General features: G+C 72.9%; 11 protein-coding genes and 1 tRNA gene. 6 read left to right on the plus strand and 6 right to left on the minus strand.

Features of this window, described 5'->3' with window-relative positions; all coding sequences use genetic code 11:
- Positions 1–70: 70 nt before the first annotated feature.
- From ACN9MS_RS12775 to ACN9MS_RS12795, 5 genes are all read right to left on the minus strand, one after another.
- Positions 71–3,799 carry a DUF4132 domain-containing protein gene (locus tag ACN9MS_RS12775; RefSeq protein WP_426308935.1) on the minus strand — a complete coding sequence of 1,243 codons (3,729 nt, stop codon included), beginning with the start codon at positions 3,797–3,799 and terminating at the stop codon, positions 71–73.
- A 119-nt stretch (positions 3,800–3,918) separates the two neighbouring features.
- Positions 3,919–6,063 (minus strand): hypothetical protein, encoded by a 2,145-nt coding sequence (locus tag ACN9MS_RS12780; RefSeq protein ID WP_426308936.1) that lies wholly within the window; start codon positions 6,061–6,063, stop codon positions 3,919–3,921.
- 183 nt (positions 6,064–6,246) lie between these two features.
- Positions 6,247–6,320 (minus strand) — tRNA-Val (locus ACN9MS_RS12785).
- 135 nt (positions 6,321–6,455) lie between these two features.
- Positions 6,456–6,953, minus strand: a complete 498-nt coding sequence (locus tag ACN9MS_RS12790; RefSeq protein WP_426308937.1) for a peroxiredoxin — start codon at positions 6,951–6,953, stop codon at positions 6,456–6,458.
- Positions 6,937–7,350 carry a DUF3052 domain-containing protein gene (locus tag ACN9MS_RS12795; RefSeq protein WP_389272211.1) on the minus strand — a complete coding sequence of 138 codons (414 nt, stop codon included), beginning with the start codon at positions 7,348–7,350 and terminating at the stop codon, positions 6,937–6,939. Before ACN9MS_RS12795 ends, ACN9MS_RS12790 begins: the two co-directional genes overlap by 17 nt.
- Before the next feature lie 430 nt (positions 7,351–7,780).
- On the opposite strand from ACN9MS_RS12795, the gene aceE reads away from it, so the two are divergent.
- The gene (gene aceE / locus ACN9MS_RS12800) at positions 7,781–10,543 is read left to right on the plus strand and encodes a pyruvate dehydrogenase (acetyl-transferring), homodimeric type (RefSeq protein WP_426308938.1); all 2,763 of its coding nucleotides are present in this window, start codon (positions 7,781–7,783) and stop codon (positions 10,541–10,543) included.
- A 125-nt stretch (positions 10,544–10,668) separates the two neighbouring features.
- Here aceE and ACN9MS_RS12805 read toward each other — a convergent pair whose 3' ends face one another.
- The gene (locus ACN9MS_RS12805) at positions 10,669–11,355 is read right to left on the minus strand and encodes a hypothetical protein (protein WP_426308939.1); all 687 of its coding nucleotides are present in this window, start codon (positions 11,353–11,355) and stop codon (positions 10,669–10,671) included.
- 120 nt (positions 11,356–11,475) lie between these two features.
- Here ACN9MS_RS12805 and ACN9MS_RS12810 point away from each other — a divergent pair, with 120 nt between their 5' ends.
- The 5 genes from ACN9MS_RS12810 (at position 11,476) to ACN9MS_RS12830 (ending at position 16,561) form a co-directional block, all read left to right on the plus strand.
- Complete coding sequence (locus tag ACN9MS_RS12810; protein ID WP_374059044.1) at positions 11,476–12,675, plus strand: PucR family transcriptional regulator; 1,200 nt, start codon at positions 11,476–11,478, stop codon at positions 12,673–12,675.
- Positions 12,676–12,805: 130 nt separating this feature from the next.
- Positions 12,806–13,804 (plus strand): ACP S-malonyltransferase, encoded by a 999-nt coding sequence (locus ACN9MS_RS12815; protein ID WP_426308940.1) that lies wholly within the window; start codon positions 12,806–12,808, stop codon positions 13,802–13,804.
- Positions 13,801–14,808 (plus strand): beta-ketoacyl-ACP synthase III, encoded by a 1,008-nt coding sequence (locus tag ACN9MS_RS12820; RefSeq protein ID WP_426308941.1) that lies wholly within the window; start codon positions 13,801–13,803, stop codon positions 14,806–14,808. Before ACN9MS_RS12815 ends, ACN9MS_RS12820 begins: the two co-directional genes overlap by 4 nt.
- Before the next feature lie 163 nt (positions 14,809–14,971).
- Positions 14,972–15,220: an acyl carrier protein gene (locus ACN9MS_RS12825; RefSeq protein WP_021482065.1), complete on the plus strand. Its 249-nt coding sequence runs from the start codon at positions 14,972–14,974 to the stop codon at positions 15,218–15,220.
- Between the two features lie 96 nt (positions 15,221–15,316).
- Complete coding sequence (locus ACN9MS_RS12830) at positions 15,317–16,561, plus strand: beta-ketoacyl-[acyl-carrier-protein] synthase family protein (protein ID WP_426308942.1); 1,245 nt, start codon at positions 15,317–15,319, stop codon at positions 16,559–16,561.
- The last annotated feature ends 38 nt before the right edge of the window (positions 16,562–16,599 follow it).

Raw genomic sequence — 16,599 nt, forward strand, 5'->3', positions numbered from 1 at the left:
CGGGCGGTGCGGCGCCGGGTCCCGGCACCGCACCGCTCCGATCGGTTCACATGCGGACCGACGAGCACGGTCAGTACTGGCTCTTGCGTTCCCAGTCGGGGTCGAACGTGCCCGCCTCGGCGACGGCGACGTAGTCGCGGTACGCCTCCGCGACGAGCACGGGCGGGAGGTCCGCGATGCGCGCGGTCCCGCGACCCGACCCGCGGCCGCTCCGCTCGAACGTCAGCGCGGTCACCGCGGCGGCGATGTTCTCCTCCGGGACGAACGATCCCGTGAACTCGATCTGCACCACGATCCCCGCGCTCGCGAACGACTTCGTGTACGCGCTGAACCACCCGGCGTCCTCGGCCTGCGAGCGCGTGTAGCCGCGCTTGGTGGCGCGCCCGCGGATGGAGAAGCTGTCGGAGAACCAGCCCTTGTGGTCGTCGATCGTGGTCGAGCCGGCGGGGACGTCGGGCGTCGCGACGTCGAGCTGCGCGAAGAGCGGGGTGACCTCGTAGTCCGCGAGGTGCGCCGACCAGGCGGCCGTGGCGTCCGGGCCGAGCAGGACCGCGTGCGCGAGCCCGACCGTCGACCTCTCGCCGAGCTCGACGTCCTCGTCGTCGGCGTCGACGAGCGCGCCGCCGTCGGGACGGAAGGGCCGCGCCTCGTCAGTGCCGGGGTTCTCGACCCACACGAGCCGCTCGACGAGCCGGGACATCACGGGGTGGCCGAGCAGGTACTCCTGCCACTCCTGCGCCGTCCACGTACGGCCCACGCACATCGCCTCGTAGAGCCGCTGCGTCTGGAGCGCGACGACCGCCTTGAGCTCCTTGCGGCTCGCCGTGAGCTGCTTCTTCGCGGCCGAGACGAGCTCCGGGTCGTCCTGCGCCCGCGCGGCTGGGATCGCCTTGACGACCTTCCCGGCGTCGCTCGTGAGCTCGAGCGTGAACGCGGGCGTGATGCGCCCGACGTACTCGCGCGACCCGAGGTCGAGGTGGAGCAGGCCGTCGTCCTCGAAGCCCGCCGTCTGGACCGTCCGGTCCGCGAGCTGGTCGGCGGTCCAGCCGCGCCGGTCCGCGAGCTCGGCCGCGAGGCGCTGCGCCGTCTCCTGCACCGTCGCCTGCCGGAAGCGGCGCGAGACGGCGAGGAGCTCCTGGATCGCCGCGGGCCGCCCGTTCGCCGCGAGCGCCTGGACGAGGGCCTCGGTCTGCGCGCGACGACCGACGTGCGCCTTCGCGTAGCGCTGGAACGTCGCCGCGAGCTCGCCGCCCGGCATCGCGACCGTGAGCGCGAGCATGCCCTTGTCCTTCACGGCGGAGCCGACGTACGTCGCCTGGTGCTCGCGGTAGAGGTCCCGGTAGTGGTCCTCGACGGTCTTGGAGGCCTCGACCGCGTAGTACTGGGGGGAACGCTTGGCCCAGTCCTGGTACATGTCGTAGCGGAGCTGGGCGCCGCCCTGCGCGTGCGCGCTGCTCTCCTCGGGCGAGGGGTTGCGGGTGTCCTGCGCGACCCACGCGCTCAGCACGTGGCTGCCGACCCGTGCACGGTCCGTCTCCTGCAGCAGGGACAGGTACCGTTCGAGCAGCCCGGCGCCGCTCGGGTCCTTGAGCTTGACCGCGAGCACGACCCACCAGCGCAGGATCGACGGGTCCACGGGCGAGCCGTCCGCCGCCCAGCGCACGGCAGGCAGGGAGTCCAGGCCGAACCAGGCCATGCTCACCGGTGCCTTGGTGCGCAGGCCCTTCGTGGCCTCGGCGAGGAGCGCCTGCGGTGCGAGGTCGACGGAGATGTCCTCGCCCAGGGCCTCGAGCGACGTGAGGAGCGCGGCGCGCACGACCTCGGCGCGCTCCTTCGCCAGCGCGGCCCGCAGCGCGGGGACCGCAGCGATGTCGCCGAGCCGGGCCAGCCACTCCGCGGCGGTGCGGCGCACCTCGGACCGGCCGTTCCCGAGCCCCTGCTCCGCCAGGTTCCGCACCCCGGGGTGCGTGCTGAGCGCCTCCTGGGCCGTCGCCCGGTAGGTGCGGCCCTCGCCGAGGGCGAGCTCGGTCAGGCGCGGCAGGAACCGCCGCGGGACGTGCGGGAGCTGCGCGAGCACCGCGAGCGCCCGCGCGGGCTTCGTCGTGCCGTAGGTGCGCTCGCGGTCGTCGAGCGCCGTGGCGAGCCGGTCGAGCCGCCCTGCGTAGTACGGCCACGCGTTCGCGGGCGTCACCGCGTCCGTGGCCCACCACGTCGAGAAGTACAGCTCGTCGACCAGCGCCTCGGCGTCGTCGCGACCGATGCGCCGCAGCGCCTCGTCGAGGACGCGCAGGTCGACGTCGAGCATGTCGCCCTCGTTGAGGCGGTACCAGGCGAACCGGCCGTTCTGCCTGCGCCCCTCGTCCGCCTCCAGCCGCAGCCGGTGCATCAGGGTCGTGCCGGGCAGGCGGGAGAACACGCCCGGCGCGGAGAGCCTGCGCATCGCGACGCTCCCGGCGCGGCGCGTGCTCGTCCCGGACAGGAACGCGGCGAAGACACGGACGTCGTCGTCGGTGATGCCGGGCAGCTCCTTGAGGTCCTGCTCGACGGCTTCACGCCGCCACCGCGGCCAGTCCGAGTCGTTGCTCTTGCCCGGGTGCGCCGCATGCTCGGTGCGGGCACGCTCCAGGGCCGTGTCGAGCGCGGACCGCGCCGCGCGGACGAAGTCGTCGCCCAGCACCGTCTCCGGCAGGGGCTCGAAGGGCGGGACCTCGATGGCGGGCTCGTCCTCCTGCGCAGCGTCGAGCACGCGGGCGCGCTCGACCGTGTCCCGCAGGAGCGTCGCGCGTGCCCCGGTCGACTGCTCGGCGGCCTGCTCGAGGTCGTCCAGCCCACCGTCGACCTGTGCGAGGCGCGTCACGACCGCCCCGAGCCGGGACGGCGGCAGGGCCGTGAGGAGCGGGGTGAGGATCTCGCGCTGCCGCTCGCCCGGGAGCTGCGCGACGGCGGCCACCGCCGCCTCACGGACGCCCTTGCTGGTGTCCGCCGCGAGCCGCGCCAGGAGCGGGGCGAGCGCATCCGTCGCCGCTGGGTCGGACGCCACGAGCTCGACCAGCTCCGTCCGCCCCGCGGCGCTCACGCCCGGCAGCGCCTGGGTCGCGACGTCGACGTGCGCGACCACGAAGTCCCGCGCCGGAGCGCCGAGGAGCGCCGGGCCGAGGTGCCGCGACGACCAGCCCGCCGACGTCGGACGCTCGAAGAGCTCGCGCAGCACGACCGCCGGCGCGTCGGCCTCCGGCACGCCGCCCTCGACCGCGAGCGCCACCAGCAGGTCCGGCGTCCAGCGGTCGGGCGACTGCTTGCCGTTCTTGCCCTGGCGCCGGTCGTTCGCGCGCCGCGACATGTCGTTGACCAGCACCGTGAGCCAGCGTGGGTCGGTGGGGCGCTCGCGATCGACCTCCGACGACACCGCGCTGAGCACCCGGCCCAGGCGCACGAGCTCGGGGATCGTCACGGAGTCGCTCAGCGTGTAGAGGTTGGACCGGGCCGTGACGGCCTTCGCCGACGTCCAGCCCGGCACCGCGGCCTTGAGCCGCTCGTCCTGCGCGGGCGTCGTCCACGAGTAGATCCCCGACTGGCCAGGCCGACCCAGCAACGCCTCGACGTCACCGCCGCGCAGGGCCTCGAGCTCCAGCAGAACTTCGGGTCCTTCGCCCTGGTGCACGTACGCGACCGCGCGGTCCGCGAGCCCCGGCGACTCGACGGCGAGCACCTTCAGCGCGTCGACGAGCCGGGCGCTCGGGCGGCCACCTCCCGCCTGCTCCTCGTCGCGCCGGAACAGACCCTTGACCTTCTCGAGCACCCTCTACCTCACCGTCACGTCGTCGCTGCTGGTGCGGCAGATGCTAGGGGCGGGCGCCGACACGGTCGTCAGAAACCACGCTGACGAGCTCACGATCGGTGCCCCGGCGGTCCAGCGGATTACCGGACGCGGACCGAGCGCGCCGTGACGGAGCTCGATGTCAGGTACGAGGCGGAGGCGGAGGACGGAGAGAAGGACACTCGCAGGGGATACGTCTTTCCCCCCGGCATCCTGGGGAGCGTGACGGTGATCCTGCCCTTGTTGGATGCCGTGAGCGCGACCTTCGTGGTCTTCGTGCCGAGAGTCACGACGAGGGTGCCCACCGGCGCGGGCACGCCTGCGGCCTGGACGCTGACGTTCACCTTCGGCGCAGTTGTCCTGCTGATCGTCGTCGCGACGGGAGTCGCCACCACCGTCGGCCTGACCTTCGGCACGGCGACCGTCGATCCGGAAACCGCGGAGGCACTCGTGTAGCCGGCCTTCTTGACCGTGACCCGAACGCTCAGCCGAGACCCGGCATCTGACGTCGTGGCCGTGTAGCTCGACGATGTCGCCCTCGGAATGACCTTGCCTGCTCTGTACCACTGGTAGCTCGGGGTCACCCCGGCAACGGACCATGCTCCGGCAGAGGCCTTGAGCGTGGAGCCGATTCTGACGGTTCCGCTGATCGTCGGAGCCTTGGTGACCCTGGGCGCGGCACCGGGCGCAACCCTCGCCGTCGCCGAGGTCGCCGTCGCATCTCGATAGTTGACGTGGCGTGCGGTGACCACCACCGAGAGCAGGTGTCCAGCGTCGGCTGCGACCGGGGTGTAGGTCGAGGAGGTCGCCCCAGGGACGAGTGCGCCGTCCCTGAGCCACGCAAAGGTGTAGGAAGCGTTGGTGACGTTCCACGAACCGGGCGTGGCCGTGAGCTTCGTCCCGACCGTGGGCATCGAGAGGGAAGGCGGCACGAGGGGCTTCATGACGAAGGCGATGTCGGCGCCGACGACTGCCGTGTCGCAGTCCGCGATGGTCACCTGCGTTCCCGACGTGGTGTCGCCGCCGGAGAAGTACGTGGCGGACACACGTGGGTCGTGGCTGCGGCCTGCGACGGAGACCGTGTACGTCCCCGGTGCTAGACCGGTAATAGTGAACCGGTCGTCCGCGTCCTTCCAGGCCAGGCGAGTGGCGTCTGGGTCGTCGACATTGGTCGCGTACACGGCGCCCGCACGCATCTGCGGCCATTCAGCCAAGCCGGTCACCTGGCCCGAGATCGAACCGCAGGGGGTGAGGTCGACGTCGACGCCGGTCACCGTCTCGCCACCCGTGAGGACGACGGGCTTCGCCTTCGCGATGCTGAAGGACCCACCGCCTCCGTCGTAGAACTCGGATGCGAACTCGTCGCCGCCGTCGAACTTCACCAGGTACTCGCCGGGTGCGATGCCCTGACGATCGCCCGACCGGCTGGTGATCACGTAGGCGTTGCCGGTTCCGGTAAACCATGCGGGGACGTCGTAGGCAGGGACGCCGGCGGTCGTGTAGAGACGGACGCCACGGCCGACCTGCGGATCTGCCGTCGGGCCGCGCAGCTCCCCGGAGATCCTTCCCCCGGGGAGCAACCCCATCGCCAGCGAGATGTCCGCGCCGGGGACGATGTCGACGAGCTCAGCGGCGGCAGCGTCGGCAACGCCGGGATAATACGTCGGCACGAAGGCCTGTCGTCCTTCCCCTGCGCGGACGACGAGACGCCATTGACCGAACGCGCGCGTGCGAAATCGGTAGTCCTGGCCCGAGGACCACCCCAAGTAACGCGCGGCGTACTCGACACCGTCAGGCGCCCAGAGCTCGGCGTCACCGAGGCCCCACACGCTGCCATCAGTATCCGTCGCGTGAAGAGTGACCCAGGCGCTCGGCCTCGGCTGGTACGGCACGGTGATCTGCTGTGCCTCCGCCGTGACGGCCACGGGGAGCCGATCCGCGATCGTGGCGTGGTCCCGGGCGTCCCGGATCGTCAGGAAGTAGCTTCCTGGCGCGAGACTCGAGGACAGCTCGAGCGGTGTGCTGGACAACCAGTCGCTCTTGACGACTCCGTGCGCATCCTGGACGACCACACGTGGCTCACTGCGCGGGCAGTCGTCGGGTGCTACCAGCGAGCAGTCTTGATCGATGACGACCGTCAGGCGGCCGGCTCCGTCGTCGGCGGCGTGGGCCCCCGGCCCGACGACGGATACCAAGAGTGCCAGCGTCGCGGCACCGGCAACGGCCTTCCATGCTGCTCGAAGCACGACGACCTCCTCGTCACGACGTCGCAGGACGCCTCCCACACGCGTCGGCTCGTTCGCGCTCCCGAATGATAGGGCTTCGGGTGGAGGCCGCCCACGACGACAGCGGGTGAAGTGCGGTTCGCGTGTTCGACGGCTGCGAAGGGTTGAGGGAGCCGTGCGGGCCGGCACTCGTCAGGAAAAAAGTGGGCCCGGAGGGACTCGAACCCCCGACATCCACGGTGTAAGCGTGGCGCTCTAACCAGCTGAGCTACAGGCCCTGGAACAGCGGAGCACAGCCTACCGGGTCGGCACCCCGCCACCGGCCACGCCGGGAGCGCGACGACCTGACTCGACGACCCGACGCAAGAACCGCCGTCGGCCCCCGCTCGGCGACGGCAGCGGCGCGCCCGCGATCAGAGCTGTTCCAGCGCCCGTCGGTAGCCGTCGAGGTCACGACGCTGCCCGCGCGGGTTGACGACGGACCAGCGCACGATCCCGTCGGCGTCGAGCAGGAACGAGCCGCGCAGCGCGAGGCCGTTCTCCTCGTCCAGCACGCCGTAGGCCCGGGCGACGTCGCCGTGGGGCCAGAAGTCGGAGAGGAGGTCGAACTCGAAACCCTCCTGCGCCGTCCACGCCTTCTGCGCGAACACCGAGTCGCACGAGATGCCCAGCAGCGTGACGCCGGCCGCCTCGAAGTCCTCGAGGTTGTCGCGCAGCTCGCAGAGCTCGCCCGTGCAGATGCCGGAGAACGCGAACGGGTAGAACACGAGGAGCACCGGCCCGCCGCGCAGGTCGGCGAGGTGGACGGGCGTGCCGTGCGTGTCGGGCAGCGTGAAGTCGGGTGCGGGGTCGCCCGGCCCGGGCGGCGTGGCCCGGACGGCGGCGATTCCCTCGTCAGCGACCGCGGCCACGGGTCCCGAGCTTCGTCGCGGACCAGTCGGGCGCGATGGCGAACGTGCTCGTCGCGTGCAGCCCGGCCGTGGTCGCGGCCTCCTGGATGTCGTTGTGGCCCACGTGCCCGGACCGGCCCGGCTTGGGCGTGAGCACCCAGATGAGCCCGCCGTCGTCGAGCACGGTCTGGACGTCCACGAGCAGGTCGGTGAGGTCGCCGTCGTCCTCGCGGTACCAGACGATCACACCGTCGGTGACGTCGTCGTAGTCCTCGTCGACGAGCTCGCCGCCGACGAGCTGCTCGAGCTCACCGCGCAGGTCGTCGTCGACGTCCTCCGACCAGCCGAACTCCTGCACCACGTTGCCGGGCGCGAACCCCAGGCGGTCCGCCCCGAGGGGCCCTGCGGTGTCGGTCACTGTCGTGTCGTTCCTTTCCTCGTCCTGTCATCCGTGCGGCGGGCCCCGACGCGCGGGCGGACGCCCGCGCGCACGACGACCTGCCGTGTCTGGCAAAGGTAGCCCACCGGAGGATCCGTTGCTTGGCAAGGTGCCCGCCACGGACACCCGGTCCGGCACGTGGCACCCGGACCGTCGTCGGGCACGGCACCCGCACGACGCCGGGACGCCTCCCCGCCCGGGCGTGTCGCCGAAATCACGCCCTCTTGACCACCCGATGGTGTGACTTACGCGCGCGTTGTGAACACAATGGGTAGACCACCCTGGTCTCGTGAAGAGGCGCGGTCGCCACCAGCGGCCGCGGCCGCGTGCCCGGAGTGGCCCCAAGACGGGTTCCGGCCGTGTACCGCGCGGCCGTGCGCCCGGCATCCGACGAGATATGAGGTTGCTGGTGGCTTCGTACGACGAGACCGGACCGCTGATCAACGGTCTGCTCAGCCAGGTTCCGGACTTCGACCCCGCCGAGACCGGCGAGTGGGTCGAGGCCCTCGACGGCCTGATCGACGACCGCGGGGGCCCGCGCGCCCGCTACGTCCTGCTGAACCTGCTCAAGAGGGCCCGGGAGCGCAACGTCGCCGTCCCGACCTCCTTCACCACTCCCTACGTGAACACCATCGGTGTGCACGAGGAGCCCTACTTCCCCGGCGACGAGGCGCTCGAGCGCCGCTACCGCTCGTGGATCCGCTGGAACGCGGCCGTCATGGTGACGCGCGCGCAGCGCCCCGGCATCGGCGTCGGCGGCCACATCTCCTCCTACGCGTCGGTGGCGACGTTGTACGAGGTGGGCCTCAACCACTTCTTCCGCGGCAAGGACCACCCCGGCGGCGGCGACCAGGTCTACTTCCAGGGCCACGCCTCCCCCGGCGTCTACGCGCGCGCGTTCCTCGAGGGCCGCCTCTCGGCGGACCAGCTCGACGGGTTCCGCCAGGAGAAGTCGCACCCGGGCGGCGGCCTGCCGTCGTACCCGCACCCGCGCCTCATGCCCGACTTCTGGGAGTACCCGACGGTCTCCATGGGCCTCGGCCCGGCGAGCGCGATCTACCAGGCGTGGACGGACAAGTACCTGCACAACCGTGGCATCCGTGACACGGAGCAGCAGGACGTGTGGGCGTTCCTCGGCGACGGCGAGATGGACGAGCCCGAGTCGCGCGGCATGCTCCAGCTCGCGGCGCAGCAGCAGCTCGACAACCTGACGTTCGTCGTGAACTGCAACCTCCAGCGCCTCGACGGGCCGGTGCGCGGCAACGGCAAGATCATCCAGGAGCTCGAGGCGCAGTTCCGCGGCGCGGGCTGGAACGTCATCAAGGTGATCTGGGGCCGCGAGTGGGACGTCCTGCTCAACGCGGACAAGGACCGCGCCCTGGTCAACCTCATGAACGTCACGCCCGACGGCGACTACCAGACGTACCGTGCGGAGTCCGGCGCGTTCATCCGCGAGCACTTCTTCGGCCGCGACCCGCGGACCAAGCAGCTCGTCGAGAACATGACCGACGACGACATCTGGAACCTCAAGCGCGGCGGCCACGACTACCGCAAGATCTACGCGGCGTACGCGGCGGCACGCGCCCACACGGGGCAGCCGACGGTCATCCTCGCGCACACGGTCAAGGGCTACGGCCTGGGCTCGACCTTCGCCGGCCGCAACGCGACCCACCAGATGAAGAAGGTCGGCCTGGCCGACCTCAAGACGCTGCGCGACTCGCTGCGCATCCCGATCACGGACGAGGAGCTCGACGCCAACCCGTACGAGCCCCCGTACTACCACCCGGGCCCCGACGCGCCGGAGATCCAGTACCTCCTCGGCCGTCGTCAGCAGCTCGGCGGGTTCGTCCCCGAGCGCCGCTCGTCGCCCAAGCCGATCACGCTCCCGGGCGACAAGTCCTACGAGATCCTCAAGAAGGGCTCGGGCCAGCAGGAGATCGCCACCACGATGGCCTTCGTCCGGCTCCTCAAGGACCTCATCAAGGACAAGGAGTTCGGCAAGCGCATCGTGCCGATCATCCCCGACGAGGCGCGCACGTTCGGCCTGGACTCGATCTTCCCGTCGGCGAAGATCTTCAACACCCAGGGCCAGCACTACCTCGCCGTGGACCGCGAGCTCATGCTGAGCTACAAGGAGTCCGAGGCCGGCCAGATCATGCACACCGGCATCAACGAGGCCGGTTCCGCGGCCGCGTTCCAGTCGGTCGGCACGTCCTACGCCACGCAGGGCGAGATCATGGTGCCGTTCTACATCTTCTACTCGATGTTCGGCTTCCAGCGCACGGGCGACCAGTTCTGGGCGGCGGGCGACCAGCTCACGCGCGGGTTCATCATCGGCGCGACCGCGGGACGCACGACCCTGACCGGTGAGGGCCTCCAGCACGCCGACGGCCACTCGCCGCTCATCGCGGGCACCAACACGGCCATGGTCCAGTACGACCCGGCCTACGGGTACGAGATCCGCCACATCGTGCGCGACGGCATCGAGCGCATGTTCGGCCCCGGCGAGCACGGGGTCGGTGCGGACGGCCGCGACCAGAACGTCATGTACTACCTCACGGTGTACAACGAGCCGATGGTCCAGCCGGCCGAGCCGGAGGACGTGGACGTCGAGGGCATCCTCAAGGGCATCCACCGCCTCTCCGTCGGCGAGGGCGACGGGCCGCGCGCCCAGATCCTCGCCTCGGGCGTGGGCGTCCCGTGGGCGCTGGAGGCGCAGCAGCTCCTCCACGACGACTGGGGCGTGGCGGCCGACGTGTGGAGCGTGACGAGCTGGAACGAGCTGCGCCGCGACGGCCTCGCCGCCGACCAGGCCGCGTTCCTCGACCCGGCCGCCGAGCCGCGCGTCGCGTACGTGACCGAGAAGCTGTCCGGCGCCGAGGGCCCGTTCGTCGCGACGAGCGACTACGACCACCTCGTGCCCGACCAGATCCGCAAGTGGGTCCCGGGCGACTACGAGGTGCTGGGGGCCGACGGCTTCGGGTTCTCGGACACGCGCGCTGCCGCCCGCCGGCACTTCAAGATCGACGGCCCGTCCGTCGTCGTCCGTACGCTCCAGGCGCTCGCCAAGCGGGGCAAGGTCCCCGCGGACGCGTCCGCCCAGGCGATCGAGAAGTACCGCCTGATGGACGTCACCGCCGGCACGTCCGGCAACGCGGGCGGCGAGGCCTGACGGCCCCCGCCCGGTAGCACGACGACGGCCGGTCGCCCCGCGGGGTGACCGGCCGTCGTCGTGCGGGCAGGTGGGCGGCCCGACGGCGCACCCGAGGTCCCGCGGCGTCCTCGCCCGGGCGGCCGTCAGGTCCCGGCGCGGTGCTGCTCGGCCTGCGCGACCGTGCGCTCGAGGTCCGCGCGCAGCGACGACACACCCTGCGGGTCGCCGTACTCGACCAGCGACTCGAGGTGGTGCCGCGCCTCGAGAGGGCGGTCGGCCTCGAGCGCCGCCAGGACGAGCTGGCGCCCGACCTCCGGCTCGTGCTCGCGCGCGCGCCAGTGCCCGACGCCCAGGCCCAGCGCCTCGACGGGCAGGCCCGCCGTGCGCAGCACCTCCATCGACTGCGCGAGCGCGCGGCCCGACGGGTCGCGCTCGGCGGCCGTCGCGAACCGGCGCAGCGCGGCCTCCTGGTCGTCGTCGAGCGACAGGCGTCCGAGCTCGACCAGCGGGTACCACCCCTTGGGGTGCCCGGCGAGCTCCTCCGCGAGCGCCCAGACCGCCAGGTCGGCGGCGCGCTGCTTCTCCGTCTCGTCCACCGGCGCGGCGAGCGGGTCGTCGGTGGCCGGCCCCTCGGCGGCGCGGCGTCGGACCAGCTCGGCGAGCGCCCGGAACGCGCGCTCGTCGTTGGGGTCGTCGACGAGCATCGCGCGCAGCGCGTCCTCGTGGACCGTGTCGCCGCGCTTCTCCCCGGACCGCGGGCGGCGCGTGCCGACGGTCGACGCGGACGTCGGCCGACGCATGAGCTGTCGGAGTCGGGGCATGAGGGCCATGTCCCGACCCTAGCGGGTCGTCCGGACGCTCACCCAGCGGCCCGGGTCGTCCGCCGTCGGACTCCGCACGGGGGACGCCATTTGTGGACTGTCCACAAGCGCGGACCGTATGCTCGGCGCGTGACGGCCACCCCCAGGACGCCCGCGAGCGCGTCCGCCCCGAGCGGCCCGACGGGCAACGCGGACAACCTCCAGCGCCTGCGCGACGGGAGCGGTCTGCTCATGTCGGCCGCGCTGCGACGCCTCGACGACGAGATCCCCTGGTACCGCGAGCTGCCGGCCGAGGACCGCTCGTACGTGGGGCTCGTGGCGCAGTCCGGCATCACGGCGTTCGTCACCTGGTACGCGGACCCGCTGGCCCCGCCGCACGGCGTGAGCGACATCTTCGCGGCGGCCCCGCCGGAGCTGACGCGCTCGATCTCGCTCCAGAACACGCTCCAGCTCGTCCGGATCGTCGTCGAGGTCGTCGAGGCGTACTCCGACCAGCTCGCCGCCCCGGGGGGCGAGCGCGACCTGCGCGAGGCGGTCCTGCGCTACTCGCGCGAGGTCGCGTTCTCCGCGGCCGAGGTCTACGCGCGCGCCGCGGAGGTGCGCGGCGCCTGGGACGCGCGCCTCGAGGCGCTCGTCGTCGACGCGCTGATCCGCGGCGACGGCGACGACTCGCTGCGCTCGCGCGTCTCGGCCCTCGGCTGGGGCGGGCACGGCCCGACCCTGGTCATGGCGGGCACGATCGCCTCGACGCTCGACGAGGTGCGCACGGCCGAGCTGCGCCGCGCGACGCGCCGCGCGGCGGGCGACGCGCTCGTGGGCATCCACGGCGACCGCCTCGTCCTCGTGCTCGGCGGGGAGGGCGACCTCCAGGCCGCGGCGGCCTCGCTCCTGCCCCGGTTCGGGCCCGGTCCCGTCGTCATCGGCCCGACCGTCCCCGGCCTGGAGGAGGCGGCACGCTCGGCCCAGGCCGCGCTGGCGGGCCTGCGGGCCGCCCCGGCGTGGCCCCAGGCGCCGCGCCCGGTCCTGGCCGACGACCTCCTGCCGGAGCGCGTGCTCACGGGCGACACGACGGCGCGCCGCACCCTGGTCGCGCAGGCGTACCGGCCGCTCGCGGAGGCGACGGGCTCGGTGCTCGAGACGCTGTCGGCGTACCTCGGCACGGGCCGGTCGCTCGAGGCGGCCGCGCGGTCGCTGTACGTGCACCCCAACACGGTGCGCTACCGCCTGCGCAAGGTCTCCGAGATCACCGGGTGGGACCCGCTCGACGCGCGCGAGTCGTTCGTCCTCCAGGTCGCGCTCGCGCTCGGTCAGCTCTCCACGACGCGCTGAGCCCGCCCCTTCCCCCGGCAGAGGCCGTCGGCCCGACCGTCGCACCTTGTAGGTTCGGCACAATCACCCTCCGTAAGGTTGGTGCGGGTCGTGACGTGGCGCGAGAGCGCCGGGTTGGCACAGTTGACGGGTGCTCGCCGTCTTGTGCCCTGGACAGGGCTCCCAGTCCCCCGGAATGCTCGCCCCCTGGCTCGAGCTGACCGGCGTCGCCGACCAGGTCGCCGCGTTCGGCGAGGCCGCGAGCCTCGACCTGCGCGCGCACGGGACGGAGTCCGACGCCGACACGATCCGTGACACCGCGGTCGCCCAGCCGCTCATCGTCGCGTCTTCCCTGGTCGCCCTGCGGGCCATCCTCGACGGTCGCGGCACCGCGGACGTCGTCGACGTGACCGCGGGCCACTCGGTCGGCGAGCTCGCCGCCGCCGCGGTCGCGGGCGCGCTGACCGACGTCGGCGCCGTCGGGCTCGTCGCGCACCGGGCCCGCGCGATGGCCGCGGCCGCCGCCGCGACGCCCACGGGCATGAGCGCGGTCGTCGGGGGCGACCCGGAGGAGGTGCTCGCCGCGATCGAGGCCGCGCACCTGTGGCCCGCCAACGTCAACGGCGGCGGACAGGTCGTCGCCGCGGGGGCGCTCGACCACCTCGCGGCCCTCGCCGAGAACCCGCCCGCCAAGGCGCGCGTCATCCCGCTCCAGGTGGCAGGCGCGTTCCACACGCCGTTCATGCAGCCCGCGCTCGAGGAGTTCGAGCCCGTGGCCGCGTCGTGGGACGTCGCCGACCCGCGCCTGCCGTTCCTCTCGAACGCCGACGGCGAGTCGTACGGGACGATCGACATCGAGGGCAGCACGTTCGGCAAGGCGCGCGACGTCGTCCGGCGCCTCACCGCGCAGATCGCCGCGCCCGTGCGCTGGGACCTGTGCCAGGAGACGCTCGCGGAGCTCGGCGTCACCGCGATCCTCGAGCTCGCGCCCGGCGGCGTCCTCACGGGCCTCGCGCGACGCACGCTCAAGGGCGTGGAGTCGGTCGCCGTGAAGTCGCCCGACGACGTCGAGGCGGCCCGCGACCTGATCGCCCGCCACTCCGTCGTGGGCGGCGCGGTGCCGGCCCCCGCCGCGGGCGACGACGCGTGAGCGGCGTGACGCTGCGCCAGGCCACCGGACCGGCGCACTCGCGGATCCTCGCGATCGGCGGCGTCCGGGGCGAGAACGTCGTCACGAACGACGACATCGCCGGTCCGATCGACTCGTCCGACGAGTGGATCCGCCAGCGCACCGGGATCGTCACGCGCCGCCGCGCCGGCGCCGACGTCGACGTGCTCGACCTGTCCGAGGCGGCGGCGCGCGACGCGCTCGCCCGCGCGGGGCTCCAGGGGACCGACGTCGACGCCGTCATCGTCTCCACGGTCACGTACTTCCACCAGACGCCCGCCGCCGCTGCGGTGCTCGCCGAGCGCCTGGGCGCCACGCCCGCCGCCGCGTTCGACGTCTCGGCCGCGTGCGCGGGCTACGCCTACGCGATCGCGCAGGCCGACGCGCTCGTGCGCGCGGGCATCGCCACGCACGTGCTCGTCGTCGGCGCCGAGAAGATGAGCGACTTCATCGACCCGACGGACCGGTCGATCTCCTTCCTCCTGGGCGACGGCGCAGGAGCCGCGATCGTCGGCCCGTCCGACACCCCGGGCATCGGCCCCACGGTGTGGGGGTCCGACGGCGGCAAGGCCCAGGCGATCCGACAGACGCACGCCTGGTCGGACCTGCGCGAGGACCCCTCGCTCGGCTGGCCCACGCTGCGCCAGGACGGGCAGAGCGTGTTCAAGTGGGCCGCGTTCCAGATGGCTCCCGTCGCGGCCAAGGCCATGGCCGAGGCAGGGGTCGCCCCCGGCGACATCGGCGCGTTCGTGCCGCACCAGGCGAACATGCGCATCATCGACCAGATGATCAAGCAGCTCCAGCTCCCCGACACCGTCGCGGTGGCCCGCGACATCGCGGAGACCGGCAACACGTCGGCCGCCTCGATCCCGCTCGCCACGCGGCGTCTGCTCGACGAGGGCCAGGTCCGCTCCGGCGACCTTGCGCTCCAGATCGGGTTCGGCGCCGGGCTGGTCTACGCGGCGCAGGTGGTCGTCCTGCCGTAGGGGAGAATCACCCTGGACGGACGGCCGCCCTCCCCCGCGGGAGGACCCACGCCGTCGGCGGACCCGTCCGTCGCACGCACCGTCTACCGCTGTACCGCCCGGCACACCCACCGGGCAACACCACCGGGACCGGTCGCCGCCGGCCCCACGACAAGGAGAAACCATGGCTTACACCGAGCAGGAAGTCCTCGCCGGCCTCGCGGAGATCGTCGCCGAGGAGACGGGTCTGCCGACCGACGCCGTCGCGCTCGAGAAGTCCTTCACCGACGACCTCGACATCGACTCGCTGTCGATGATGACGATCGTGACGCACGCCGAGGACAAGTTCGGCGTCCGCATCCCGGACGACGAGGTCAAGAACCTCACGACGGTCGGCGACGCCGTGTCCTTCATCACGGGCGCCCAGGCCTGAGCACGCCCCGCCTGCCCCGCAGGCCTGCGGGCGGGTCGGCGTCACCCGCGCCGGCCCGCCCGTCCTCCCGCCCCAGAACCCCACCCGAGGAGCACCATGTCCGCCGCTACTGAAGTCGTCGTCACCGGCCTCGGCGCCACCACGCCGCTCGGCGGCGACGTGCCCTCGACCTGGGCCGCGGCGCTCGCCGGCGAGTCCGGCGCCCGCACCCTCGACAACGACTGGGCGGAGCGCTACGAGATCCCGGTGACGTTCGCCGCGACCCTCAAGGTGGACCCCGCCGAGGTCCTGGCACGACCCGAGATCAAGCGCATGGACCCCTCGACGCAGTACGCGATCATCGCGGCGCGCGAGGCGTGGGCCGACGCGGGCAGCCCCGAGGTCGACGGCGACCGGCTCGGCACCGTCGTGTCGTCCGGCATCGGCGGCATCTGGACCACGCTGGACGGCTGGGACACGCTGCGCGAGCGCGGTGCACGCCGCATGCTCCCGATGACCGTGCCCATGCTCATGCCCAACTCCCCCACCGCCTACGTGTCGCTCGAGCTCGGTGCCCGTGCGGGCGCCCACGCGCTCGTCTCGGCGTGCGCGTCCGGCGCCGAGGCGATCGGCTACGGCGTCGACATGATCCGCGCGGGCCGCGCGGACATCGTCGTCGCGGGCGGGACCGAGGCGACGATCCACCCCATGCCCATCGCGGCCTTCGCCGCCTCGCGCACGCTCTCGCTGCGCAACGACGACCCGCAGGGCGCGTCGCGCCCCTACGACGTCGACCGCGACGGCTTCGTCATCGGCGAGGGCTCGGGCGTCGTCGTCCTGGAGAGCGCCGAGCACGCCGCCGCACGCGGCGCCCGCGTGTACGCGCGGCTCGCGGGCGTCGGCCTGTCCTCCGACGCGTACCACATCACGTCCCCGGACCCGGAGGGCCGCGGGCAGGTCGCCGCGATGCGCCGCGCGATCGAGGAGGCCGGGGTGACCGGCCGGGACGTCGTGCACGTCAACGCGCACGCGACCTCGACCAAGGTCGGCGACCTCACGGAGACCCGTTCGATCCGCTCGCTCCTGGGCTCCGAGACGGACCACGTGCTCCTCTCGGCCACGAAGTCGATGACCGGCCACCTCCTGGGCGGCGCGGGGGCGCTCGAGTCGATCTTCACGATCAAGGCGGTCGCCGAGCGCCTCGCTCCCCCGACGATCAACGTCGCGAACCCGGACCCGGAGCTCCAGGTCCCGCTCGTGCGCGACACCCCGGCTCCTCTGCCCGCGGGCGACATCGTCGCGGTGAACAACTCGTTCGGGTTCGGCGGCCACAACGTCGCGCTCGCGGTCGCGAGCGTCTGACCGCGGCAGCACCACCCACGACGACGAAGGCCGCCTCC

It is taken from the genome of Cellulosimicrobium sp. E-16 (assembly GCF_049913115.1).
Classification (GTDB): Bacteria; Actinomycetota; Actinomycetes; order Actinomycetales; family Cellulomonadaceae; genus Cellulosimicrobium.

Bases quoted from the DNA above. Each gene is read 5' to 3' on its own strand.
- ACN9MS_RS12805 (WP_426308939.1), bottom strand. From the start codon at position 11,355: ATGGCCCTCATGCCCCGACTCCGACAGCTCATGCGTCGGCCGACGTCC.
- ACN9MS_RS12825 (WP_021482065.1), top strand. From the start codon at position 14,972: ATGGCTTACACCGAGCAGGAAGTCCTCGCCGGCCTCGCGGAGATCGTC.
- ACN9MS_RS12830 (WP_426308942.1), top strand. From the start codon at position 15,317: ATGTCCGCCGCTACTGAAGTCGTCGTCACCGGCCTCGGCGCCACCACG.